The organism is Thiomicrorhabdus immobilis, assembly GCF_021654855.1.
GTDB classification, from domain to species: Bacteria; Pseudomonadota; Gammaproteobacteria; order Thiomicrospirales; family Thiomicrospiraceae; genus Thiomicrorhabdus; species Thiomicrorhabdus immobilis.
The window spans coordinates 1,147,180-1,171,321 of the sequence record NZ_AP024202.1 but is presented as its reverse complement, the minus strand read 5'-3'; the positions used below and the strand labels follow the sequence as shown (position 1 = coordinate 1,171,321).

Sequence of the window (24,142 nt, the reverse complement as noted above, 5' to 3'; positions counted from 1 at the left end):
AAACGACCAGGCCTGGTCGCTTTAGTAAAGTCCTGGAATGTTAAAAAGCAAGCCACTATCCCGCTTGCATTTTTAGAATTTCAGCCACATCGATTTCATGCGGATAGCGTGCAAAATGGCTCTCTTTTTCGGCAATCGCCAGCATGGACATACGGTCGGCTAATTCGTTGCCTTCCACACCAACGTGGCCATTCACGTGCAGCACTTGAATCTTATCTTTTAACTGTTGATGTAAGGCGAACATCTCTTTGATCAATTCTAAATTTTTAATTTCGCCACCGGCTTTTTTCCAGCCTTTTTTCTGCCAACCGATTGCCCATTGGGTCACGCATTGAATCGCATACTTCGAGTCACAGAAAATCGCTACCGATCGGCTCTTATTACTCTCAATTTGCGCCATCATCAACGCCTGATGCAACGCATTCAATTCAGCCGTATTGTTGGTTCCCATCGGGTTATACAATCCATACCAAAGCTCAGCAATCTGCTCATTACCGTCTACCGTCCGGTACACAGCCATACCCGAACCCGCTTGCCCCGGATTGGGGTCACAACCACCGTCGGTAAAGATTTTAATATCAAGAGACATTTTGGCGATTTCTGCCGCTGTATAGGTTTTGATGGTATTGGGTTTGGTTGCCGATTGGGCTGTGGCTTTTTTAACCGTTGCGCTTTTTTTAGCACCTGACGTACTGTGTGTGCCCACAAAAGCTTGCTCGGCTTCCGCTAAGCTCGGAAAGGATTTGTATTTCGCTCCGGCAAACTTATCGACCTGCTTTTTACAGCTATCCCAATCGGTATAAATTCCGGGGGTTCTCCCTTGCCAAACCACATAAAACTTTTTTGCCATGCTTAAATTAAACTCACTCTTCTGTTCACTTTATTAATCTTGTTGTTCTGCTTCACGCAATCGTTCTTGGCGTTTTTGCTCGGCTTCAAAAGCGGCTTTGATTTCCTCCATAACCGAGTCCACATCGGCATTATGTTCAACCTCATCAAACTGACCGGTCAACTCAATATCCGCACTGAGTTCACCCGCTTCAAACAACGCCCAAATCTCTTTGGCGTATTGGGTGTCTTTTAATTCCGGGGCAAATTGGGCGTAATAGTTGGTGATGTTATCCACGTCACGAGTCAACATGCGCTTGGCATTATTGTTGGCCGCCGCATCCACCGCTTGCGGCAAATCAATCACCACCGGTCCATAGTCGTCGACCAACACGTTGAACTCCGATAAATCGCCATGAATCAAACCAACCGACAACATCAACATGATGTTGTGCATCATCTCTGCGTGGTCTTCTCGCGCTTGCTCGGCACTCATCGAGACATCATTCAATCTTGGTGCCACATCGCCGTTTTCATCGGTAATCAACTCCATCAACAACACGCCATCAAAACAACCATAAGGCTGAGGAACCCGCACTCCAGCCGCGGCTAATTTATAGAGCGCATCCACCTCGGCGTTTTGCCAAACCTCTTCTTGCTGTTGACGACCGAACTTAGAGCCTTTTTGCATGGCTCGACCACGACGACTATTGCGAACCTTACGGCCTTCTTGGTATTCAACCGCTTTTTTAAAGCTGCGTTTACTGGCCTCTTTATAGACTTTGGCGCATCGTATTTCATTTCCACAGCGCACCATAAAGACATCGGCTTCTTTACCGCTCATCAGGCGACGAATCACTTCATCAACCAGACCATCTTCAATTAGGGGGAGAATTCTTTTTGGCGTTTTCATAACGAATAATAATTATCTGTAGAAAGGTGAAATAAAATTATAAAACAACGCCGCCCATGATACACCGCCTAACGCTATTATTGGCAGTTTGTTAATGGCTTTTTATTGGAGAAATCGACCGATTCAAGCCTATTTTGCGATGGGATTTTGCTTATAAAAAAGCGAGAGTTGCTGATAGACTTTTGGATAAGTTCGATATAACAACAAAGGCGCTTCAAAAAAGTATTCAGTCGCTACTGCAAAAAACTCGGCTGGATTGGTCGCAGCATAAGGATTGATGGCCGTTGGCTTGCCATGCTGTATCCGTCGGTTCAAATCTTCAAAGGCATTTTCAAAGGCTGCAAACCATTGCTTCTCACTCATATTCTTATGCAACGGTGGATGTCCATTGGTATCGCCATCCAACATATCCAGCTTATGCGCCATTTCATGCATCAACACTTGATTGGCGTAGGCGCGTAAAGGGTGTGGATGGTCATCTTGCCAGTTAATGACAATCCCTCCTTGGTATTGGGTTTCACCACTTTCAATCGCAGCCCGGCTCAGCAAAATGCCATTAAAACCCAGCACGTTTTCTCGCCCATTATGAAACGGGGTCGGGTAAACCAAAATCTGCTGCCAGTTTCTCAACCAATCTAAAGAGAGGTCATCTTCCATCGACTCCAACCCAAAAACCATCATTGCGACTTGAGTGGCAATCATGGTTTGAATTTCATCGGTCAGCTCCATGCCTTGCACAGCCACAATAGACTTAACCCGCAACACCTCACTGGCCAACAGTCTAATTTGCATGCGTTCAGTAGTACGATACCGTTGCATAAGCGGCATTTTAGCGATAGTTTTGTGCCACAACCGCAGAGGGATTTTGCTGTTTCTAAGACGGTTCGATAAGATAAAACGCCTTACTTTATTTAGTAAATTCATTTAGAGATTCTCAATCTAAGAGTTGTGGCAATATATCACTACAAGCGCGTTTATTATCGACAGAATTTGACTTTTAATCGTAGCTAGGTGATTCTTTAATTTTTAAACTTATCCGTTGGCTGAGCATGACAAATCAATCTTTAGCAAATTTGAATCAATATCGCACCCACTTGGTATTTGCCGATAGAGAGATGACTCCTAATCTCGCTCCCATTTTAGACGAACGTTTGATTGTGCAAAACGTCATTATCGTTCATACCGCTAGCTTATTAGAGAACGCAAAACGTCTTAAACGCATCTATAAATCTCATCAAATCCAATCGGCTATGGTGCAAATTGAACCCGCATTTGAAATCAGCGAGATTGTGAGCGATTTAAAAAATATTGTATTGAACATCCCAATAGAAACTCTTGCCATCAACATCAGTTGCGCCAACAAAATGTACACCTTAGGCGCATTCAAGCTGTTTGAAAACACTCCGGCAGGAATCTATTATCTGCTCCCCAACGACCAACTAAAATGGATTCAGCCAAGCAATCTTAGCGGTTTTAGTATTGCCGAAAACCTGCTACTTGGCGAGTTTTTACACGCTCACGGCATTGACTGTAGTCAACCTGTTAAGCTCTCACCAAGCCAAGCAAACTTCGCCAATGGAGTGGTGAACGCCATTCAAAAAATCATTCTGCAACAAAATGCTTTGCGCATCTATCAACGCTTTTCAACGCATTATGCACGCGGTAAAAGCATCAAACTGATTAGGCATAAGAAAAAGTATTATTTGAATGAAGTGAATCAACGCAGCCACCTTAAAGCCGATTTATTGGCGGGTTTAATGCGTAAGTTACATAACCAGAACTTAATTCAGATTAGCGAAGAGAACAATGAAATCATTCCACACCCAGAAAGCGATCCGTGGAAACGCTCCTTTTTTGAAGGCGGTTGGCTAGAATACCTAACCTACCGTGCGGTATTGGAAATCAAAACTGAAATCGACAAAATCAAAGAGGTGGCGTTTGGGGTGAAATTAGAGCGTAGAAACGCGTTTGATGAAGCAGACGTGCTGTTTATCGCCAACAATCAACTGTTCTTGGTTGAGTGTAAGACCGGAGCCAATGCCAATATCAATCTGCACTTACAACGCCTGGATAGCCTAAAGAAAAGATTGGGCGGCGTGAGCGCTCACGCCCTACTCATCACCACGGAAATGATTGGCGACAACCTCAATAAAGCCAATCTGCTGAATGTTGGCGTGATTGATGGTTCACAGCTCCACAATATAAAAAATGCACTTAAAGACTGGATTTTGCAAGAACTCAACACGCCCAGCGAAACCAGCCATTAAGCTTACTCTTGAGAAAAAAATGCCACATCTAGTGTGGCATTTCTTGGGGTAGTCTTTATGGATATAGCGGACTATCTTAAACCCTATTGATTCTCTTCATTTATCGCCAAAGCCATAGCTTCGGCGATACGAATCCCATCAATCGCAGCAGACATGATTCCTCCAGCATAACCTGCCCCTTCACCAGCTGGATAAAGGCCTTTGGTGTTGACACTTTGATAATCGTCGCCACGTTTAATCGACACTGGTGATGAAGTACGTGTTTCCACGCCTGTTAACATCGCATCTTTTAAAGCAAAACCACGAATTTTACGGTTAAACGCGGGAATCGCTTCCTGAATGGCTTCGCGACAATAATCAGGTAAAATTTTGGTTAAATCGGTCAGTTTGACACCTGGCTTGTAAGACGGCTCAACCTTGCCTAATTTAGACGAAGATTTACCCTCTAAATAATCCCCGACCAACTGGCCTGGTGCATCGTAGTTCTCGCCACCCAACACATAAGCCGCACTTTCCAGTTCACGCTGCAATTCAATACCCGCCAATGGGCTGTCACTTGGGTAATCATTTGGATCAATCCCAACCACAATCGCGCTGTTGGCATTGCGTTCATTTCGTGAATACTGGCTCATACCATTGGTCACCACACGATTTTCTTCAGAGGTAGCCGCCACCACCGTTCCACCAGGACACATACAAAAACTATACACCGCTCGGCCGTTCTTACAGTGATGCACCAATTTATAATCCGCCGCGCCTAAGATGGGATTACCGGCATTCTTACCGAACAACACTTCATCAATCGCTGACTGATTGTGTTCGATACGAAAACCAATCGAAAACGCTTTAGCTTCAATATACACGCCCTTCTTATAGAGCATTTCAAAGGTATCACGCGCACTGTGACCGGTAGCTAAAGCGATGTGTTTCGATTTAATTTGTTGACCGTCAGACAAGGTCAAACCGGTGATTTGACCATCTTCAATATGTAAATCATCCACACGAGAGTTAAAACGAATCTCTCCGCCCAGCTCAATGATTTTAGCGCGCATTTTTTCAACCATGCCCACCAATTTGAAGGTACCGATGTGTGGTTTGCTGACATATAAAATCTCTTCTGGCGCTCCGGCATCCACAAAATCACGCAACACCTTACGGCCATAATGTTTTTTATCATTAATTTGAGTGTAAAGCTTACCGTCCGAAAACGTACCCGCGCCACCTTCACCAAACTGCACGTTCGATTCGGTATTCAACGTTCGGTTACGCCAGAAACCAAATGTATCTTTAGTGCGTTCACGCACCTCTTTACCACGGTCTAGAATAATCGGCTTGTAACCCATCTCAGCCAATACCAACCCCACAAAAATCCCGCAAGGGCCAAAGCCAACCACCACCGGGCGCTCCGTTAAATTCTCAGGTGCTTTGGCAACATACTTGTAGGTCATGTCAGGAGTCACCCTAACATTTTGATTATTGCTGTGTTTTTCAAGCAAAGCCGCTTCGTTATCAACAGTGACATCAATGGTGTATAACAAGGTGATTTTGTTTTTACTGCGTGCATCAAAACCACGTCTAAACACGGTAAAATCAATCAGTTGTTTTTTGCCAATTGCCAAAGTTGTTAAGATTTCTTGTTCAAGCTGAGCTTCATTATGGTCTAACGGGAGTTTTACATTGGTGATACGAATCATGGGGCATCCAAAATTTATGTTACTTAGTTATAGTAAAAATAAATAAAAAAATTAACATTTAAGCACCGCAACAGAGAGACTTTAGCGGTACTTTTGCGGCATTTAATCTTGCAATCCAGCGCTTAATCAGTAGTATACTTGCACTTGAAAATCAGACGTTAATTTAGAATTTCAATCGCGAAATTTTAGCAGAAACTGACACATAAAGGCGAACAAAGATATGGCATTTGTCGTTACCGAAAATTGCATCAAATGTAAATACACCGACTGTGTAGCGGTTTGCCCAGTCGATGCGTTTCATGAAGGCCCAAACTTTTTAGCGATCAACCCGGAAGTCTGCATCGATTGTGATTTATGCTCGCCGGAATGCCCTGCCGAAGCGATTTTTCAGGAAGACGCTTTGCCTGAAGGCATGGAACATTACCGTCAATTAAACATCGACCTTGCAACCATTTGGCCAGTAATTACCGAAGTCATTCCCGCGCCGGCAGACGCCGATGAATGGGATGGTGTACCGGATAAAGAACAATATCTGATTGTTGAATAACCATCAGTCAAAAGAAATATTGAATCTTACAGTCAAACCTAGCAGGCCTATAGACTCTTGCGCCCTGGTGAATCAAACCCGGCGTTTAGGCAGATAATTCAAAATCGAAATAGGCACGGCCTTTTTAACCGCGAACCCTTCAACCTCTTTACGTTCAATGATATGTCCGAGTAGACTCTCGATCGCACAGAGGTTTTTAAAGTCATCTTTTGAGACCAAAGAAATCGCTTCACCCTTGGCACCCGCTCGCCCAGTACGGCCTATTCTATGAATATATTCCTCACTCGGATAAGGTAAATCGTAATTCACCACTCGACTCAAATCATCAATATCGATACCGCGAGCCGCAATGCCGGTGGCGATTAAAAATCGTAATTTTCCCGCTTTAAAATCCGCCAATATCTGTTCACGAACCGCTTGGCTTCTGCCACTATGAATGGAATCGGCCAATATGCCGCGTTTGCCCAACTGCTCAACCAATTTGGCCGCCGAATGTTTTTTCTCAACAAAAACCAGCGTCTGATTCCACTGCTGCTCGTTGATTAAATGGCTCAACAAAGCCGACTTCCTATCTTTGTCCACGGTAATCAACCATTGCTTGATTTTAGGTGCGGTCTTCTTATTAGTAGCGATGGAAATTTCAGCGGCATCATCGTAAACCGTATCCGCCAAATGACGGATATCATCGGTCAAAGTGGCCGAAAACAATAAACTCTGACGGTCACTTGGCAAACGATCAATAATCTTATTCAAGTCGTCAATAAAGCCCATATCCAACATCCGATCGGCTTCATCCAACACCAAAAATTCTAAATCACTGAAAAACAGCGCACGTTGATAAGCCAAATCCAATAATCGACCCGGTGTGGCCACCAAAATATCCACACCATCCATCAAACGGTCTTTTTGCGCTTCAGAATCCACACCACCATAAACCGCTAACGATGAGATATCGAGATACTTGGCATACTCCACAATATTGGCTTCAACTTGAACCGCCAGTTCACGCGTCGGCGTCAAAATCAAAGCGCGAATCGACCGGCCACGTAACTCAGAAAATCCCGCTTGAGCATCCAATTTCTGCAATAGCGGCAACACAAAACTGGCGGTTTTACCGGTACCCGTCTGCGCCGCAGCCATCAGGTCTCTGCCCGATAAAATAATCGGTATCGCCTGTTTCTGAATCTCGGTCGGTTGGCTATAACCCACATCAGCAAGTGCTTTTAGAATAGGATCGTTCAATCCCAGTTGTGAAAATGACATACAAAACCTCAAGGCTAGGAATAATCAACGGAAGACGCTTGAAAATCGGGGGCATAAATGGGCTGGTTGAGAAAGAGTCGATTATAGAACAACTCAACAAGGAATGGAGTTATTAGCGATGATTTTGATTTTTTTAAGCAAAAGAATACAAGCCGATAAACGTTAATCCAAAAACAAAAAAAGCACTTAAATTAAGTGCTTTCAATTACATTTGACTGGTTGCGAAAAACAATCTGGAAAATAATCCAATCTTGATTTAACGCTCTACTTTGGCCATCAGACGCTGATACGCTTCATCAAGCGTTTTCATCTCCGCTTGATTGGTCTTTTGATCTTGTAGCACCTGATTGAATTGACTGTATGGGTACTTCATTAACACATAAGCTTTGTACTTACCGTCTACAGGATCGACCACCTGTTTAACCAATTCCGCACCAGAAAGATTGACCTTATCTACAAAATTGTTGATCACATAACGGTACTCACCTTCACCTGAACCGGTCATGGTATCTTCACCTGACAACTCCGACTTCATGGTTTGTGCCAACTCATAAGCTGCTTGAAGTTTGGCTTTTCTCATCGCATTAAGCAAGTCCAAATCAGAGGCTAAACCCACACCGTAAAAGCCGGTGCTATCGGCTTTTGGAGGTTCGATTACCCATGAAGGTAACGATTTCATCTCATTTTCCATCATCGCCTGGTTGCGCTCAGCTTGTTCTTTCTGAGCTTCGGCTCTCACTTCCGCAACTTCAGCTTGCTCTTCTGCAATATCCGTTGCTGAAGGTGTGCTTGAGCATCCGGTAAGAGTAACCAGCAATGCCGCTAAAAAACCAAGCAGTAAACGAGTAGGATTAAATTCCATTTTTATGTCCTCTGTAGTTAAGTAATTTCAACAATAATATAACCGATATACCCTGTTAAAAATAATGAATATAGTGTGAACCTGTAAAAATACTTATCTACATTCCAATAAAACTCGCTATGATACTAACAAAAGACTTCAGTAAGGTTTGTCGCTATACAAATAGGTTATTACTTAATTTTTAAAAATGGATACTTTATGAATTTAAAAATCATCGCTCTGCTTTCAACAACCGTCTTAGTTTCAGCCTGCTCGACAACTGCCAAAATTCAATATTTAGAGCCTTCCGAAATCCCACAAGCCGCTAAACTGAAACAAATCGCCGTCAATGATTTTAAAGATGATTCCATAGGTCTAACTGGCAAAATTGAATCCAAGCTGAACCAAACCACCCTGAACAACAAACCTTACTTCACCGTACTTGACCGTAAAAACATTCAACAACTCCTTAATGAGCAAAAGTTGCAACATTCTGGCCTGACCAATGAGCAAAAATCGGTTCAACTGGGTGAGTTAATCGGTGCGCAGGCATTTGTCACCGGAGAAGTCACATCACAAACTTACCAGGACCATTGGGTTAGAAAAAAAAGAAGTGAATGTATCGATAAGAAGTGTAAAGAACTTAGATACTACTATGTGCGCTGTGTTAATCGAACCATTTCATTGAGTGCCAATATCCAAATGCTGGCGGTAGAGAGCTCGCAGATCATATACAGTGATAGCCTCAGTCGCTCCGATACCTGGGAACATTGTTCTGATAGAAACAACCAGCTTCCATCAGTATCAGCCACTTGGCAGTCCTATGCGAATAGCATTGCTGGCGAGTTCGTCAATAAAATTTCCCCTAATTATGTCTACAAAAAGATAACACTTTTAGATGAACCGGACATCAACTATAGCGACATCCAGAAAAACACCCTAGAGAATGGAATTGACTTTGTGGAATCAGGTCGATTAGATAAAGCCGAATCGCTCTTTAGCCAATTGGTATTCGATACCCAATCACTTTCTTACGTTGCAACTTATAACCTTGGCGTGGTTAAAGAAGCCCAAGGCGACTACCAAGAAGCGAAAAGATTATATTCATTATCAGACCAGCTACAGAAAGAGCCTGTCGAGGAAATCAACCAAGCTTTGATTAGAATCGACCAAGCGATTGTAAAACACCAACAGGCTATGAACCAAATTGCACAATAGTCCATATACGACAACCATTCGTTTTAAACCCTTCACAATAGGCCTGGTGGTTCTATACACCGCTCTATTGATGACGGGTTGCCAGCCAGCAAAGCCGGTAAGCCAACCAACTAAAGTCACTCCCCCATGGCCAGCGTGGTTCATATCACCACCAAAAGATAATAAGAATACGCTGTTTGGGCTGGGAGAAGGCAAAACCAAAGACGATGCCATTGAATCCGCCCTAAGCAATCTTGCCGGTAAATTAGGGACTGAAATACAAGCCAATGAAAAGCTCACCAAAACGCAATACTCTTCAGCTTATCGATTTAATGAAGAAATCAATCAGCACATCATAGAATCAACCATCAAAAAAATAACGCTCAATCAGTATCAAGTTGTTGAACTGAAACAGCTTGGTTATCAGCAGTTTTTAGTTTTGGTAAGCTCTAATAAATTACTGCTTAGCCAATCTTTACAGCAAACCCTCGACCAACAAATCGCACGTTATGAAACCGCGAAATCGACTTTATCCAGCACGCCTGGCTTTAGCCACTTTCAGTTTTTTAGCAAACAAAAACAAACGTTGGCGGAATTTAATAACAACCTATCCGCTTTATTGACATTAAAAAAATCCAGCAATAGCCAACGTTATCAAAACTATCTCAATGAGGTGCAAGCCAACTTTATTAAGTCACAGCAGCAAACGGTTTTTTATATCCACCATCAACCAATGGCTCAACCTATTGCCAAGGCCATCAGTGATAAATTATTACAAGCGGGTTTAACAACCACCCAGAATGTCAGCGAGGCAAGCAATGTCATTGAAATAACCACCAGCCTAAAACAGACTAAAGCTTATGAATTTTTCATTTTAAGAGAGAGTGTTGATCTTAAAACCACCGAGGCTAATCAACCCATGGGTGGCAATCAATTTACCCTTAAAGGCCAAGGTTTAAACTTGCAACAAGCGCAACAACAACTGGCGACCAACTTCAAAAACCAACTGCAGCAAAATTCTCTAGAAACCGCTCTAGGCATTAATCAAGAGTAGTTAGTTTTTATTAATATCATAAAAATAAACTTACCAGGCCTGGTAGCTTTGCCGTTTGCACAAATTTCCAAACATAAAAAAACCTGCAAGAGTTACCAGGCCTTTATACCCCGTTGCGGGGTTTGGTAACTCTTGCAGGTTTATATTTACTCAAATTATTCTTTGTTATGCCTTCAGCCGATTTTCTCGAAGGTGATATTATTTTCTCGTACTGGAGAAATGGAGCTGGAGTCTTTTAAGATATATTTAGCAACCACTTTGCCTTCGCTGTCTACTTCATCATACCAATAAGTATCTATCTCAAGATTGCTGCTTTTCTCAAATTTAGTAAGGGTTGCAATAAGCTTGTTTTCAGAGGCAATGCCTATTTTACCTTCGTACAATTCTTCTGCTTTTCTAGTCATAAAACAGGCACTGGTATCCATGGTTCTCACCAAAGTATTGCAATAGGGACAGATGATGTCTTCATAATCCTTGCCATATACAGAGTCACTGATTCTGCTCAACCAATATTTTTTCTTACAATCAGGGTTGGTACATTGCTCCATATTTTTATCCTTTTTTGCATAATTAATTATTGTATCGCGACCAGGGTGAGCTTCACTCTGCCCCCTTTTCTCCATTAGAGAAGCGCTAAATATTTAGTGTTTTTCATAGGTTCTTTCTTGCATAAAGTTTAAGCTAACCAGCCGCACTTTAGCGCGGTCGGGTTGAGTGAATTGTTAGATTTATTTGGTAATGCCAAATATGCTTTCTAATGATGGTCTTTCTTTTAGCTGACCATTTCCTACATATTTCATTACTTTTCCATTTTCAGTTGAATAAAACTCTCCAATCTGGAGTTTCTGAAATTTTTCATTAGCTTTTTTAATTTTGGTTGAGACTAGCTCTTCGTTTTGATTATGTATGTATTTAATTTCACCAGTTGAAGTATTTAGCAGGATAAGTTGTCCTGAAGTTGTTTCAAATATTGAAAATGTTGTGTTTGTTGCTGAAGTCACTTTATCAGACGAATTGCATCCAACTAAAAAAAGGGGGATTAGCAATACTGAAATACGGAGCATAAGTTAATTCTCTTTAAAATTTAACGTTTAAGCTAACCCGCTGCGCGTTAGCGCAGTCGGGTTTAGTGAATTGTTATAACGCACTATTAACGCCAAGAGCTATGGCTATTAATGTGAGCAAGTAAGGTATAAAGTAAGTTGAAAGTGAAGGCTCTGAAAAGAATGTTATTACAGTAGTGATCAAAACTAATATACGATCAGTAATAGTCTCAACGTCTTTATATTCATGTTTTTGTTTGCCTTCATTGTCTTTTAAGATATGAGCAAAATAAAACTTTTTTTCATGATGAGCAGTCCCAAAATAAACCCAGTGTTTATCTGGATAAAAAGAGTTTGAGTAATCGTTACTTAGACCAAACTTTTTCACTAAATATGAATAACTGTATTTTGAAATGAGGCTACATTTTGCTTCACTATAAAAACCTTCTTTCCAAGAGTTTTTGTTTGTAAGCCAATACCGATATAAGAACCATATGAGAAGCCCCCAAATAAAAAAGGTTAAAACCTCAGGATTATTAAAAGTCACATTTATGATATGTAACCTAACATTATCATCAGTAAGCTGACCGCCAGCAAAAAAATAAACAATTATTGAAACTGCAAGTAGGTTCAAATTTCTACGATCAGGGTTATTATCTGATATTGCCACGCCACATTCCTACCTTATAACGACCAAGCTAAGCGGCCAAAAGGCACGCAGCGTCTTTTTGGTCGGCTTTAGCTTTTTGTTAGGGCAATAACCAATCTTTATCTGGTCTAGCCAATTGTCGTGCATTGTTGTAAGCCATATCTAATGTTAGACATGTACTTGCTCGATAAAAGCTTCCATGATCTTCTGCGACTATTGCCAAGTCTGCATTAACAGGACTCCCTAAACACAAAGGCAGCATAAGTTGTATTCTCCCTCTGTAATAATGGGGAATTGCTGTTTTGTAATTTCTGCGAACCCTCTCTCTGGCGTTGTCTATAGCGCCTTTAAGAAAAGTCTGAACTGCATAATCATCCATGGATTTATAAGGTTCAGGAAACCGCTCTTTGTTATCACTAACAATATGCTCTATACTCGCCCTTAATTCTTTTCTTGGATCAAAAACTAATGTTGATGGGTCATCAAAGTAATGTGCCATATCAGGAAGGTCTGAAAATTTGGTTAGTTCATGCTCCCCTTTTCGTTTCCAATCATTAAAAAACCAAGGGGATGTGGAGCCTTGATTGCGGTTGGTCGTTGCATATGCAAAGATAGCTTCTTGGTTTGGTGTGACAAGGCCTGTATTAAATGTTATTGCTTGCCCATCATCCGATAAAACTATTTTGTTTTCCTCAACTAATTTTGAATAAGTGTATTGAATGTAATTGAACAATACAGGTTTATGGCGTGTTGACTCTGTGTTTTGGTAGTCCCAACTTTCAGGTTCAGCCAAGGCGGCTAATTCGTCAAGCTTATCATCCATTACTGGAAAATAAATCAAATCAAATAATCTGTCTGGCCAAATTGCCATTTTTTCTCCTAAATTCAAAATGTGATGTTTCTTAATTTATGCCCTAACTATAATTAGACATCCTAAAACTAAATATAAAACGGAGTTAAAGCATATATAAAACAGCCGTTTTATCCGAATATTTAGGATGTACTAAGTATCGATTAATTTGTTATCTCTTGGTTTGAAACGTATTTTTGTCATTATTTAGACGACCTAAATAACCACGTAAAACCAAGTAAACAATACTTAGAAGTTACTATAAACATAATTTAGTATATTTACGAATTCTTTTCCCAAAAAAATAAAAGCTACTAGGCCTGGTAATGTATTTTCAAAATCAAATCAGCAAATTTAAGACATAAAAAAGCCCGCAAAAATGAAAAATTTTGCGGGCTTTTTGTAACCGAATAAAATCGGTCTTCAATTATTGAAAGCGTTAATTAAATCGCGTTAATAATATCGTTTAGGGTATCACTTGGTCGCATTACGATTGCGGTTTCTACGGTATTTGGCTGGTAGTAACCGCCAATATCCACAGCTGAACCTTGCACTTCGTTTAGCTCGTTAACAATTTTGGCTTCATTTGCGGTTAACGCATCGGCAACCGGGATGAAACGCGCTTTTAAATCGGCATCGTCATTTTGAGCGGCAAGTTCTTGCGCCCAATACATCGCTAGATAGAAGTGGCTTCCTCGATTGTCAATCTCACCCACTTTACGTGATGGTGATTTATTGGTGTCTAGGAATTTACCGGTCGCTTTGTCTAAGGTGTCGGCAAGTACTTGCGCTTGCGGATTGTTAAAGGTTTGCGATAGGTGTTCAAGCGATACCGCTAACGCCAGGAACTCACCTAAAGAATCCCAACGTAGGTGGTTTTCTTTGATTAACTGCTGAACGTGTTTAGGGGCTGAACCACCCGCACCGGTTTCAAACAGGCCACCACCATTCATTAACGGCACAATCGATAGCATTTTGGCGGATGTTCCCAACTCTAAAATCGGGAATAGATCGGTTAGGTAGTCACGTAATACGTTACCGGTAACCGAAATCACATCTTTACCGTCTTTAACATGGCGCAGCGTGAAACGTGTGGCTTCTGCCGGAGGCATAATGTGGATTTCCAACCCAGTGGTATCGTGATGCGTTAAATAGTCGGTGACTTTGGCGATGATTTGGTGATCATGGGCACGCTCGGTATCCAACCAGAATACCGCTGGAACACCCGTTGCACGCGCACGACTGACCGCTAATTTAACCCAGTCTTGAATCGGTGCATCTTTGGTTTGACACATACGGAAGATATCGCCCGCTTCTACGTTTTGTTCTAACAAAACCTCACCTTTGCTGCTCACGGCACGAATCACACCTTTGCCAGCGGCCTGGAAAGTCTTATCGTGTGAGCCATACTCTTCAGCTTTTTGCGCCATTAAACCAACGTTTGGTACAGAACCCATGGTAGTTGGATCAAACGCACCGTAGTGTTTGCAGAAACGGATGGTTTCTTCATAAACCGTGGCATAACAACGGTCTGGAATCACACACATGGTGTCTTGCTGTTTACCGTCTTTGTTCCACATCTGACCAGAGGTACGAATCATCGCTGGCATAGACGCATCGATAATCACATCTGAAGGCACGTGTAGGTTGGTGATGCCTTTGTCTGAATCAACCATGGCCATATCTGGCCCGGCGTTGATGGCGGCGGCTAAATCGGCTTCGATTTCTGCTTGCTTGTCTGCCGGTAAAGAAGCGATTTTGCTGTAGACATCCCCTAAACCATTGTTTACGTTGACACCGATTTCGGCAAAGGTCGCCGCGTGTTTGGCGAATACATCGGCAAAAAACACTTCTACCGCGTTACCGAAAATGATTGGGTCAGAGACTTTCATCATGGTCGCTTTTAAGTGCAATGAGAACAACACACCTTGCGCTTTGGCATCGGCAATGGCTTGTTGCAAGAAAGTGCGCAAAGCCGCTTGGCTCATCACAGATGCATCCAATACTTCACCTTCTAGTAATGGTGCCGAGCCTTTCAGTTCGGTGACAGCACCGTCTTCGGCAACAAATTCGATTTTAAAATCGGAAGCTTCAGGCAAAGTGATGGATTTTTCTGAACCGTAGAAGTCGCCATCGGTCATGTGAGCCACGTGGGTTTTAGACTCTTTTGACCAAGCGCCCATTGAGTGTGGGTTTTTACGTGCGTAGTTTTTAACCGACAATGGCGCACGACGATCCGAGTTACCTTCACGTAACACTGGGTTAACCGCAGAGCCTAATACTTTTGCATAGGTGGCTTTGATGGTTTTCTCGGCATCGTTTTGCGGCTCTGCCGGATAATCCGGTACAGCATAACCATGCTCTTGAAGTTCTTTGATGGCCGCGACCAACTGAGGTACTGAGGCGGAAATATTAGGGAGCTTGATGATATTGGCTTCAGGCTTGGTTGCCATTTCACCTAATTCGGCTAAAGCATCGCCGATACGCTGCTCTTCTGTTAGATAGTCTGCAAAGTTGGCGATAATACGCCCAGCTAATGAAATATCACGTGTCTCAACGGCAACGTCAGCAGCACCTGTAAACGCTTGAACAATCGGTAACAACGAATAGGTTGCTAATGCTGGTGCTTCATCGGTTAGGGTATAAATAATCTTAGATTTTTCTGACATACAATTTCCCGTAGTTTACTTTGACTCGTCGTTGAGTGCGCTAATATAAAAAATGTTAAAATTGGCTCTATTTTATCACCTGCTCCGCTGAAGAAAAGTAATTAACCCGCAATTAACCAGCGATTAACAGAGTAAGCACTTAATTTTATGTCAAATCTACTTCTTTTTAATAAGCCTTTTAATGTGCTTTGCCAATTCACCGATGAACCTGAGTTTAAAGACCAGCGCCAAACCTTGGCCGATTACATCAACCAACCTGGTTTTTATGCCGCCGGCAGATTGGATAGGGATTCGGAAGGCTTATTACTCTTAACCGACGACGGTAAACTGCAACAACAGATTGCCAACCCGAAAACCAAACAACCCAAAACCTATCTGGTGCAAGTGGAAGGTGAAATCAGCAAACAAGCGATTGCACAATTACAGAAAGGCGTTGAGTTGAAAGACGGTTTAACCAGGCCTGCCAAAGCGCGCCGGGTGAATGAACCTAAATGGTTGTGGGAACGTAATCCGCCAGTTAGAGAGCGTAAGAACATTCCAACCAGCTGGCTTGAATTGACCATCACCGAAGGTAAAAACCGCCAGGTAAGACGCATGACCGCCGCGATGGGTTACCCCACTTTACGCTTGATACGCACCCAAATCGGCAAGTGGAAACTGGGGAATTTAGCTGTAGGCGAATTCACCTTATTGGATAATCAATCCATATGACTGAACCAGCCTTTTGATTATTAACTCTAAACGGCTTAGGCATTTGTGATTATCGCAGAGGCCTGCTCACTCTGTTAAAATACCCAAATTAAAATAACTGACTGAATCCAGTCTACAAAAAGGTTTTATATAACTGCTATGGATACCGCTTCAAACACCGCTACAGACAATTCAAAAATCAAAGTCATTGTAGGGCTTTCAGGTGGGGTTGACTCATCGGTTGCCGCGCTGCTGCTCAAACAACAAGGTTATGACGTTGAAGGCCTGTTTATGAAAAACTGGGAAGGCGATGATACCGAAGATTATTGCCCGGCGGCCGAAGACTTGAAAGATGTGATGGCGGTGGCTGAAAAGCTCGACATTCCAGTACACATCGAGAACTTTTCGGGTGAATACTGGGATAACGTATTTGAGCACTTTCTGGCTGAATATAAGGCTGGTCGTACCCCTAACCCAGATATTCTTTGCAATAAAGAGGTGAAATTCAAAGCGTTTTTACAGCATGCGTTATCTTTAGGTGCGGATTACATCGCTACCGGGCATTACACCCGTGTGGCCAAGGATGAAAACGGTCAATGCCATCTGCTTAAAGGATTGGATGACAATAAAGACCAAAGCTACTTTTTATATACATTGCAACAACATCAATTGCAGAAATCGCTGTTTCCGGTGGGTGAATTAGAAAAACCTGCGGTGCGTAAGCTGGCCGAAGATGCCGGTTTTATCACGCACGACAAAAAGGACAGCACCGGTATTTGCTTTATCGGCGAGCGAAAGTTCAAAGACTTTTTACAGCAATTTTTACCGGCAAAACCCGGTGATATCGTTGATGACCAAGGCAATGTGATTGGTAAACACGATGGTCTGATGTACCACACCTTAGGCCAGCGTAAAGGTTTGGGTATTGGCGGTGGCCATGGCGCGGGTAATGACCCTTGGTATGCGGCGGACAAAGATTTAAAAAACAACCTTTTGGTTGCGGTACAAGGTAAAAACCACCCATTATTGCAGCACTCCTTCTTGGTTGCCGATACATTGGATTGGGTTTCTGGTGAATGCCCGGTGTTAAACAGCCCTTTAAAAGCCAAAATCCGTTACCGTCAGGCAGAACAACCTTGCCAGATTATCGAACACAAAGACGGAAAAATCGTGGTGCAGTTTGACGAACCGCAAACGGCGATTGCGCCAGGCCAGTCAGTGGTGTTCTATATTGGTGATGACTGCTTGGGTGGCGGAATTATCGAACAGCGTTTACACACCCTTGATGAACGTGTTTAATTTTAAGCTTTTCACAACAGACGAATCCAAGAACGGGATTGAGAAAATATGAGTCAATATACACAACAAGACAGAACCATTGCCTTAATCGGTATTTATCAATGTTCACAGCTTGTCTATGAGTTAGCCACCACCGGCAAAGCCGATGAGCTGGCCTATAAAACCTCTATTAACTCGCTGTTTGTTGAAAATCCAAAAGACACTTTGGGCGTTTATGGTGACGATGTCGAAAACATTCAGCTTGGCGTCAATACCCTATTAGCGCAAATGAGTTCCGATCAGGCGATTCAAAACCGTAATATTGAAATTACCCGCTATGTTTTGAATTTGATGATTCTAGCCAAAAAACTGAAAGAGCTGGAAGCCCCGCTTGAACATATCTTTGGTATCTTGGAGACGGCAAAGTTGCAAACCGAGCAGTTTGGCGAACTACATGAAAACGTAATTGCCACCATTGCAAGAGCCTATTCTGAAAATGTCAGTGTCGTCAGCCCTAGAATTATGGTGAACGGCCAACATGGCCATTTACAGAATCCTCGTACCGCCAATAAAATCCGAGCGCTGTTATTGGCTGGCGTGCGTTCTGCGCTACTTTGGTACCAAGTTGAAGGTTCTCGCTGGGGATTGATCTGGTCTCGCAAAAAATACCTGCAATCGGCACAAGCCTTACATCGCCCTAAAAACGATGATAGCAGTCGCTATTTTGACACCGATAATTAACCGTCAAAACACGACATTCAACTCCATTCAACAAACAGGAAGTCATCTCATGCAAATTGAAGTCATCTCTAATCCCTCTCAAGAACAGCTGGACAATTTACAGGTCAAGAGTTGGCCTATTTGGGAAAAAGAAGCATCGGATTTTCCTTGGAGTTACGACATGAAAGAAGTCTGCTATATTTTGCAAGGCGAAGTTCTGGTAACTCCAACAGATGGCGAAGCGGTAAAAATTCAGGCAGGAGATTTAGTGACCTTCCCTCAAGGTATGTCTTGTCATTGGAATATCACTAAAGATATCCGCAAACATTATCAATTCATGTAAATCGGCATGTAAGTCGATTTATAGAACTTATACTCCTCAGACTTAGAACAATTCAATTTGTTTTAAATGTAAAAAACCCGAGTTACCAGGCCTGGTAACTCGGGTTTTTTGTGGTTTGAAACCAGATTAAACGTTAAGTTTATTTAACCGTTTTATAAACCTCTTTCTTAACCACTTCCGAGTGCGCTTTCAAATCCGCTAATCGAGCCTCTAACTCCGAATTAGCGAACAACTCAGCAAAGGCATTTTTTAACGGAGCTTGCTGTTCAGCAGTCAACGGCTGAGTTTTAATATCGCTTACTTGAAGTAAAATCGTATCACCTGTTGTTAAGGCAAACTTAGTCCAGCTAGCCTTACCGTCAACAGGTTTAGGCGTTTTGAATGCTTCAGAAACCATTTGAGGAAGCAGGTTTTGGGCATTACGAGCAATCCAACCAACCGTATTCCACTCAATACCATCTTTCATTAATGATTCTGGTGATTCACCGGCTAGTACTTTAGCAAGCAACGCTTCACCTAATTTAGCCGATTCAGCGATAGCCGCTTTACGGGTTAACTCTTCTTTGATTGAAGCCGAAACCTCTTCTAACGCTTTTTGACGTGCATCTTGATATTTATTGACACGTACAACCACCGAGTGATGGTTACCTAAATCGATAGAAGCGCTGTTTAAACGTGATTTAAGTACATCATCGGAAAATGCCGCGTTAATCACTTTATGATTGCTCAAAACCTCACCTGAACCGCCCTGACGGCTGAATAATTCAGAAGTGTGCACTTCAAGACCCGTTGCCGTAGCAGCTGGCTCTAAACTATCGGACTGCTCATATACAATTGTGTTCAGCTTTTCCAACAATTCAAAATATTGACGTTCGGCTTCTTGCGACTGATACTGCTTAGTCACTTCGGCTTTGACCTTCTCTAAAGGCTGAGCTTGTTTTGGAACAATCTTCACCAATTTAATCAAGTGATAACCAAACTCGGTTTTCACCGGCTGGCTGACTTCACCCTCTTTCATAGAGAATACCGCTTCATCAAATTCAGGAACCATCATGCCTTGTTCAAAAGTACCTAAGTCGCCGCCCGTACTCGCAGAACCAGGATCTTGCGAATAGGTTTTGGCTAACTCTTCAAAGGCTTCACCCGCTGCCAGTTTAGCTTGAATTTCGGCAATCGTTTTTTCTGCTGCAGCTTTCGCTTCTGCAGAATCCGATTCAAGTGAAATCAAGATATGTTTGGCTTGACGCTTTTCAGGCAAGGTGAATTGCGCTTTATTCTCAGCGTAATAACCTTCGATAATCGCATCCGTAACCGGTACTTTTTCAGCTAATTTCGCTTGCGAAAGCTCAATATAATCGACCGAGACTTTTTCAGGTTCAACATATTGAGCGATATCTTTTTGGTAAGCTTGAGCCACCGCTTCATCAGTGATGGTAACCGTTTTCAAAAATGGACGCTGATCGACACGCAAATAATTTACATTACGCTCCTGTCCTTGAAGTAACGCTAACTGCTGCACTTCAGCATTGGTAGCAAATGCCGAAGATTGCGAGATGTTACGATATTGGTTTTCGGATAAAAACTGGCGCTGTTCATGCTCAAAACGCGCGACATTCAAGCCGTTTCTAAGCAGAACTTCTTCATAGATTTTTTGTGAGAACTTGCCACCTTCTTTAAAGACGTCTGCCTCATGGATTGCCGCCGCAAGCTGCTGGTCACTAATCACCATACCATTGTTTTTTGCCCACTGACGAATCTCTTCAGACTCAATCAAAGCGTCTAAAACCTGGTCACGCAGCTCTTCATCCTTAACAACCTGGTCATAAAGATCACCAAACTGTTGTTGGAGTCTTTGCTGCTGACGATTGTATAAAGTTAAAAACTGATTGGCGGTGATATCTTCACCATTCACTTCTGCAACCACTACGACCTTATCTCCACGTGCATATTGGTCAATACCAAACAGTGCGAACGTTAAAATAATTAATCCGACAATCACCCAAGCAATCCACCCTTGAGCGTGATCACGAATAGCTTGTAACATGCTTAATCCTTTGATTCAGTTTTCATAAAAAATAGTTCCATATAATACCAAGCAATGACTTTGGTTTCAGCATTTTTACTCAAGATTTGGCTAAATAAAACGACTGGATTGGATTTACCCGTTTCACTAGAAAATAATTAGGGAAACAATTGCAAATTGTCCTGTGCTTTATTTAGCAAATGCCGGTGACTTTAGTAGAATAGATTCAATATTTAGACTACCCATGAGAGAAAAATGAAAAAATTGCTCTATGTTGATGATGCCAGTTCTATGCGTAAACTCGTTAATCTGGTGTTAAGTAAAGAGTTTGAAATAACCTTGGCTGAAAACGGACAACAAGGTTATGAAGCGGTTCTAAACTCACCATTTGATGTAATCATCTCCGACGTGAATATGCCGGTTATGACAGGGTTGGAGTTATTGGAGAAATTAAGAGCTCACCCAAACAGCAAATTCACACCGATTTTAATGCTGACTACCGAAGCTAGTCCCGAATTAAAAGCAGAAGGTAAACGTTTAGGTGCGACCGGTTGGATTGTTAAACCATTCGACCCGGAAAAACTTTCAGGAATTATTAACCGGGTTTTGAATTAACGCCTATAGAAAAAAGTCACAGCCCAATTTAGTCGATGTTAAATAACAAAAAGCCCTCTTTTAAGAGGGCTTTTTGGTTTAAGCAGGGGGAACTCAACTCATTAGGCAAATGGGTCATTGATTACTAATGTTTCAGCGCGATCCGGCCCGGTTGAAAGAATCGATACCGGAACACCCACCTCTTTTTCCAAGAATTGAATATAGTTCTTAGCTTCTACAGGTAAATCATCCCAAGATTCGATGCCAACCGTTGATGTTTGCCAACCCGGCATAGTGACATAATTTGGCACACAAGTTTCATACTCGTCGGCACTTGAAGGTGGCAACAATAGTGTTTCACCGTTTTGCGTATAAGAAGTACAAATCTTAATTTCCGCCAAATTATCCATAACGTCTAACTTGGTCAAACACATACCCGTTAAGCCGTTAATCTGTGCTGAACGACGCAATGCCACTGAGTCAAACCAACCACAACGACGCTGACGACCCGTTGTCGCACCAAACTCATGCCCTCTGGTTCCCAATTCTTTACCAATTGGATCACCAATATCTGTATCGCAGTTATAAGCCAACTCGCTCGGGAATGGACCACTACCAACACGAGTAGCGTAAGCTTTGGTGATACCTAGAATATAATCCAATTCTGTAGGTCCGATACCCGCACCCGGCCCAGCACCACCTGCTGTGGTGTTTGAAGAGGTTACATAAGGATAAGTTCCGTGGTCGATATCCAATAAGGTTCCTTGAGCACCTTCAAACATAAGGTTTTTACCAGCCGCATTGTACTCACTGATCAGATTAGGAATATCAGCAAGCATCGGTAAAATCATCTGGCTATAACGTTCACACTTTTCCCATAGCACTTCAAAGGAAACCGGCTCACATTTATAGAAATTTTCCAGCATGAAGTTATGGTACTCTAAAGTCTCTTTCAACTTCGCTTTGAAAGCCGGCATGTTTTTGAAGTCGCCAGCACGTAAACCACGACGCGCAACCTTATCTTCATAAGCCGGACCAATACCACGTCCGGTAGTTCCAATCGCTTTATTGCCACGTGCCAATTCACGAGCCTGGTCAAGCGCTACGTGATAATCCAAAATCAACGGACAAGCATCACTGATTTTTAATCGGCTTTGCACTGCCAACCCAGTGTCTTCAAGCTGTCTTACTTCTTTCTCTAAAGCATCCGGTGCTAAAACGACACCATTACCAATAAAGCATTCAACGTCTTCACGTAAAATTCCTGATGGAATTAAATGTAAAACCGTTTTTTTACCATCGATAACCAGAGTATGTCCCGCATTATGACCACCTTGAAAACGCACAACGGCAGCAACACGATCCGTTAGAAGGTCAACGATCTTACCTTTACCTTCATCACCCCACTGGGTACCAACAACAACAATATTTCGCTTTGACATAAAATACTTCTTAATAACTATGTAATAAATTCTTTAATATTAAGTGGCAAACTACAGAGTTTGCACTGTCCATTGTCCTGACTCATTGGTCAGTGTTTTATCGCCTTTTTGCAACTCAGAGAAATCATAAGATTTAACGATTCTAAAACCTTGTTGCTTCAAATCAGCTATGGCTTCTTGAAGTGACTTATCTGCTAATAAAGGCGCGTAAACAGTTTCTGAAACATTCAGTTTTACCTCTTGCAACAAATCTAAAGCTGAACGTAAATCTAAACTGAACCCTGTCGCTGGCAACGCTAAACCGAATACCGAACCGATATTGTCATAACGGCCACCTTTGGCAATAGGCTGCAACTTACTTCCGCTGTAGCAGGCAAATACGATTCCGGTATGGTATTGATAACCACGCATCTCTGCCATATCCAAATGAACCGGAACCGCATAAGTGACAGCAATGGATTCAACAACCGTATTCAAATGCGAAATTGCCGCATCCAATTCCGCGGATAGGCCACCAAGCTCTTGTTTCGCCAATTCGATAACTTCACTCGCAGCACCACACATTCTAGGGAGAACATCGAATTTAGCTCTTAGGCTTTCATCCATATCCATTTGTGCGATAAACGCTTCAAATTCAGGAATCGCTTTACGCTCTAGGATATTGATCAATTGATTTGACTGTGAAGACGAAAACTTGGCCAACGCCATCAACTCAGTCACAATCGCAACATGCCCCAAGCTCATCTTGATTTCTGGAAGTTTTAGAAGTTGCATGCTTTCCAGCATCAATTCAATGATTTCGATATCACTTTCCACACCTTGATGACCAAACAACTCGGCACCGACCTGAATTGGACTACGAGAACCTTTCGCTTTATTGTTACGTGTTTTCAGAACTTCACCGACATAACACAAACGTGAAATGGTTGAATCCGCCTTGAGACGGTTACTGACAATACGTGCAACCTGAGGAGTCATGTCCGCACGCACACCCATCATACGACCACTTTCCTGATCCGTAAAACGACAAGTATCCACGGCCATATGGCCTGCAGTTCCAGTTAATAACGAGTCGGTAAACTCGGCGATAGGAGGAAGCACCATTTCAAAACCAGATAACTCAAAACCGTCGACTAGTTTGCGGCGGTAATACTCTAATTTTTGTGCTTGAGGTGGTAGGAGGTCTTCTAAACCTTCGGGCGTAAACCACGTAGATTGCTGCATTTCAAAACTTCTT

23 protein-coding genes are annotated in these 24,142 nt (G+C 42.4%); 9 read left to right on the top strand and 14 right to left on the bottom strand.

Going from position 1 to position 24,142, the window contains the following annotated elements; genetic code table 11:
- Nucleotides 1–55: 55 nt before the first annotated feature.
- From L6421_RS05250 to L6421_RS05240, 3 genes are all read right to left on the bottom strand, one after another.
- Nucleotides 56–850 carry a ribonuclease H family protein gene (locus tag L6421_RS05250; protein WP_237264289.1) on the bottom strand — a complete coding sequence of 265 codons (795 nt, stop codon included), beginning with the start codon at nt 848–850 and terminating at the stop codon, nt 56–58.
- A gap of 33 nt (nt 851–883) precedes the next feature.
- Nucleotides 884–1,741 (bottom strand): PA4780 family RIO1-like protein kinase, encoded by an 858-nt coding sequence (locus L6421_RS05245; RefSeq protein ID WP_237264287.1) that lies wholly within the window; start codon nt 1,739–1,741, stop codon nt 884–886.
- A gap of 129 nt (nt 1,742–1,870) precedes the next feature.
- Nucleotides 1,871–2,665 carry a M90 family metallopeptidase gene (locus L6421_RS05240; RefSeq protein WP_237264285.1) on the bottom strand — a complete coding sequence of 265 codons (795 nt, stop codon included), beginning with the start codon at nt 2,663–2,665 and terminating at the stop codon, nt 1,871–1,873.
- 125 nt (nt 2,666–2,790) lie between these two features.
- Between L6421_RS05240 and L6421_RS05235 the strand changes: the two genes are divergently transcribed.
- A complete protein-coding gene (locus tag L6421_RS05235) occupies nt 2,791–4,008 on the top strand; it encodes a Card1-like endonuclease domain-containing protein (protein ID WP_237264283.1) in 1,218 nt (405 codons plus the stop codon).
- Between the two features lie 83 nt (nt 4,009–4,091).
- Here the strand turns inward: L6421_RS05235 and L6421_RS05230 are convergent, their stop codons facing one another.
- The gene (locus L6421_RS05230; RefSeq protein ID WP_237264281.1) at nt 4,092–5,702 is read right to left on the bottom strand and encodes an NAD(P)/FAD-dependent oxidoreductase; all 1,611 of its coding nucleotides are present in this window, start codon (nt 5,700–5,702) and stop codon (nt 4,092–4,094) included.
- A gap of 220 nt (nt 5,703–5,922) precedes the next feature.
- Between L6421_RS05230 and fdxA the strand changes: the two genes are divergently transcribed.
- Nucleotides 5,923–6,249, top strand: coding sequence for a ferredoxin FdxA (gene fdxA / locus L6421_RS05225; protein ID WP_237264279.1), 327 nt, complete (start codon nt 5,923–5,925; stop codon nt 6,247–6,249).
- 72 nt (nt 6,250–6,321) lie between these two features.
- Here fdxA and L6421_RS05220 read toward each other — a convergent pair whose 3' ends face one another.
- Both L6421_RS05220 and L6421_RS05215 read right to left on the bottom strand, forming a co-directional pair.
- A complete protein-coding gene (locus tag L6421_RS05220) occupies nt 6,322–7,512 on the bottom strand; it encodes a DEAD/DEAH box helicase (protein WP_237264277.1) in 1,191 nt (396 codons plus the stop codon).
- Nucleotides 7,513–7,768: 256 nt separating this feature from the next.
- Nucleotides 7,769–8,374 carry a hypothetical protein gene (locus tag L6421_RS05215; protein WP_237264274.1) on the bottom strand — a complete coding sequence of 202 codons (606 nt, stop codon included), beginning with the start codon at nt 8,372–8,374 and terminating at the stop codon, nt 7,769–7,771.
- A 198-nt stretch (nt 8,375–8,572) separates the two neighbouring features.
- On the opposite strand from L6421_RS05215, the gene L6421_RS05210 reads away from it, so the two are divergent.
- Entirely contained in the window at nt 8,573–9,571 is a 999-nt protein-coding gene (locus tag L6421_RS05210) for a CsgG/HfaB family protein (RefSeq protein WP_237264272.1), read from the top strand.
- The gene (locus tag L6421_RS05205) at nt 9,561–10,604 is read left to right on the top strand and encodes an LPP20 family lipoprotein (protein WP_237264270.1); all 1,044 of its coding nucleotides are present in this window, start codon (nt 9,561–9,563) and stop codon (nt 10,602–10,604) included. Before L6421_RS05210 ends, L6421_RS05205 begins: the two co-directional genes overlap by 11 nt.
- A gap of 173 nt (nt 10,605–10,777) precedes the next feature.
- Here the strand turns inward: L6421_RS05205 and L6421_RS05200 are convergent, their stop codons facing one another.
- The 5 genes from L6421_RS05200 to L6421_RS05180 all read right to left on the bottom strand — a co-directional run bounded on the left by L6421_RS05200 (nt 10,778) and on the right by L6421_RS05180 (nt 15,815).
- The gene (locus tag L6421_RS05200; protein ID WP_237264269.1) at nt 10,778–11,152 is read right to left on the bottom strand and encodes a hypothetical protein; all 375 of its coding nucleotides are present in this window, start codon (nt 11,150–11,152) and stop codon (nt 10,778–10,780) included.
- 180 nt (nt 11,153–11,332) lie between these two features.
- A complete protein-coding gene (locus L6421_RS05195; protein WP_237264267.1) occupies nt 11,333–11,668 on the bottom strand; it encodes a hypothetical protein in 336 nt (111 codons plus the stop codon).
- A gap of 73 nt (nt 11,669–11,741) precedes the next feature.
- Nucleotides 11,742–12,317, bottom strand: a complete 576-nt coding sequence (locus tag L6421_RS05190; protein ID WP_237264265.1) for a hypothetical protein — start codon at nt 12,315–12,317, stop codon at nt 11,742–11,744.
- A gap of 79 nt (nt 12,318–12,396) precedes the next feature.
- The gene (locus tag L6421_RS05185) at nt 12,397–13,167 is read right to left on the bottom strand and encodes a DUF3825 domain-containing protein (RefSeq protein WP_237264263.1); all 771 of its coding nucleotides are present in this window, start codon (nt 13,165–13,167) and stop codon (nt 12,397–12,399) included.
- Between the two features lie 422 nt (nt 13,168–13,589).
- Nucleotides 13,590–15,815, bottom strand: a complete 2,226-nt coding sequence (locus L6421_RS05180; RefSeq protein ID WP_237264261.1) for an NADP-dependent isocitrate dehydrogenase — start codon at nt 15,813–15,815, stop codon at nt 13,590–13,592.
- A 147-nt stretch (nt 15,816–15,962) separates the two neighbouring features.
- On the opposite strand from L6421_RS05180, the gene L6421_RS05175 reads away from it, so the two are divergent.
- From L6421_RS05175 to L6421_RS05160, 4 genes are all read left to right on the top strand, one after another.
- A complete protein-coding gene (locus L6421_RS05175; RefSeq protein WP_237264259.1) occupies nt 15,963–16,526 on the top strand; it encodes an rRNA large subunit pseudouridine synthase E in 564 nt (187 codons plus the stop codon).
- Between the two features lie 138 nt (nt 16,527–16,664).
- Nucleotides 16,665–17,804: a tRNA 2-thiouridine(34) synthase MnmA gene (mnmA, locus tag L6421_RS05170; protein WP_237264257.1), complete on the top strand. Its 1,140-nt coding sequence runs from the start codon at nt 16,665–16,667 to the stop codon at nt 17,802–17,804.
- Between the two features lie 48 nt (nt 17,805–17,852).
- Entirely contained in the window at nt 17,853–18,524 is a 672-nt protein-coding gene (hflD, locus tag L6421_RS05165) for a high frequency lysogenization protein HflD (RefSeq protein ID WP_237264255.1), read from the top strand.
- Nucleotides 18,508–18,846 carry a cupin domain-containing protein gene (locus tag L6421_RS05160; RefSeq protein WP_237264253.1) on the top strand — a complete coding sequence of 113 codons (339 nt, stop codon included), beginning with the start codon at nt 18,508–18,510 and terminating at the stop codon, nt 18,844–18,846. Before hflD ends, L6421_RS05160 begins: the two co-directional genes overlap by 17 nt.
- A 139-nt stretch (nt 18,847–18,985) precedes the next feature.
- On the opposite strand, the gene L6421_RS05155 is transcribed toward L6421_RS05160, so the two are convergent.
- On the bottom strand, nt 18,986–20,890 hold the full coding sequence (locus L6421_RS05155; protein ID WP_237264252.1) for a SurA N-terminal domain-containing protein: 1,905 nt from the start codon (nt 20,888–20,890) through the stop codon (nt 18,986–18,988).
- A gap of 234 nt (nt 20,891–21,124) precedes the next feature.
- On the opposite strand from L6421_RS05155, the gene L6421_RS05150 reads away from it, so the two are divergent.
- Nucleotides 21,125–21,484: a response regulator gene (locus tag L6421_RS05150; protein WP_237264249.1), complete on the top strand. Its 360-nt coding sequence runs from the start codon at nt 21,125–21,127 to the stop codon at nt 21,482–21,484.
- 101 nt (nt 21,485–21,585) lie between these two features.
- On the opposite strand, the gene L6421_RS05145 is transcribed toward L6421_RS05150, so the two are convergent.
- Both L6421_RS05145 and L6421_RS05140 read right to left on the bottom strand, forming a co-directional pair.
- Nucleotides 21,586–22,905, bottom strand: coding sequence for an adenylosuccinate synthase (locus tag L6421_RS05145; protein WP_237264247.1), 1,320 nt, complete (start codon nt 22,903–22,905; stop codon nt 21,586–21,588).
- 51 nt (nt 22,906–22,956) lie between these two features.
- Nucleotides 22,957–24,129 (bottom strand): ATP phosphoribosyltransferase regulatory subunit, encoded by a 1,173-nt coding sequence (locus L6421_RS05140; RefSeq protein WP_237264245.1) that lies wholly within the window; start codon nt 24,127–24,129, stop codon nt 22,957–22,959.
- Between the last annotated feature and the right edge of the window lie 13 nt (nt 24,130–24,142).

Bases quoted from the DNA above. Each gene is read 5' to 3' on its own strand.
- L6421_RS05175 (WP_237264259.1), top strand. From the start codon at position 15,963: ATGTCAAATCTACTTCTTTTTAATAAGCCTTTTAATGTGCTTTGCCAA.
- L6421_RS05235 (WP_237264283.1), top strand. From the start codon at position 2,791: ATGACAAATCAATCTTTAGCAAATTTGAATCAATATCGCACCCACTTG.
- fdxA (WP_237264279.1), top strand. From the start codon at position 5,923: ATGGCATTTGTCGTTACCGAAAATTGCATCAAATGTAAATACACCGAC.
- L6421_RS05250 (WP_237264289.1), bottom strand. From the start codon at position 850: ATGGCAAAAAAGTTTTATGTGGTTTGGCAAGGGAGAACCCCCGGAATT.
- L6421_RS05180 (WP_237264261.1), bottom strand. From the start codon at position 15,815: ATGTCAGAAAAATCTAAGATTATTTATACCCTAACCGATGAAGCACCA.
- L6421_RS05195 (WP_237264267.1), bottom strand. From the start codon at position 11,668: ATGCTCCGTATTTCAGTATTGCTAATCCCCCTTTTTTTAGTTGGATGC.
- L6421_RS05150 (WP_237264249.1), top strand. From the start codon at position 21,125: ATGAAAAAATTGCTCTATGTTGATGATGCCAGTTCTATGCGTAAACTC.
- hflD (WP_237264255.1), top strand. From the start codon at position 17,853: ATGAGTCAATATACACAACAAGACAGAACCATTGCCTTAATCGGTATT.
- L6421_RS05210 (WP_237264272.1), top strand. From the start codon at position 8,573: ATGAATTTAAAAATCATCGCTCTGCTTTCAACAACCGTCTTAGTTTCA.
- L6421_RS05230 (WP_237264281.1), bottom strand. From the start codon at position 5,702: ATGATTCGTATCACCAATGTAAAACTCCCGTTAGACCATAATGAAGCT.
- L6421_RS05145 (WP_237264247.1), bottom strand. From the start codon at position 22,905: ATGTCAAAGCGAAATATTGTTGTTGTTGGTACCCAGTGGGGTGATGAA.
- L6421_RS05185 (WP_237264263.1), bottom strand. From the start codon at position 13,167: ATGGCAATTTGGCCAGACAGATTATTTGATTTGATTTATTTTCCAGTA.
- L6421_RS05220 (WP_237264277.1), bottom strand. From the start codon at position 7,512: ATGTCATTTTCACAACTGGGATTGAACGATCCTATTCTAAAAGCACTT.
- L6421_RS05155 (WP_237264252.1), bottom strand. From the start codon at position 20,890: ATGTTACAAGCTATTCGTGATCACGCTCAAGGGTGGATTGCTTGGGTG.
- L6421_RS05240 (WP_237264285.1), bottom strand. From the start codon at position 2,665: ATGAATTTACTAAATAAAGTAAGGCGTTTTATCTTATCGAACCGTCTT.
- L6421_RS05215 (WP_237264274.1), bottom strand. From the start codon at position 8,374: ATGGAATTTAATCCTACTCGTTTACTGCTTGGTTTTTTAGCGGCATTG.
- L6421_RS05140 (WP_237264245.1), bottom strand. From the start codon at position 24,129: ATGCAGCAATCTACGTGGTTTACGCCCGAAGGTTTAGAAGACCTCCTA.
- mnmA (WP_237264257.1), top strand. From the start codon at position 16,665: ATGGATACCGCTTCAAACACCGCTACAGACAATTCAAAAATCAAAGTC.
- L6421_RS05200 (WP_237264269.1), bottom strand. From the start codon at position 11,152: ATGGAGCAATGTACCAACCCTGATTGTAAGAAAAAATATTGGTTGAGC.
- L6421_RS05245 (WP_237264287.1), bottom strand. From the start codon at position 1,741: ATGAAAACGCCAAAAAGAATTCTCCCCCTAATTGAAGATGGTCTGGTT.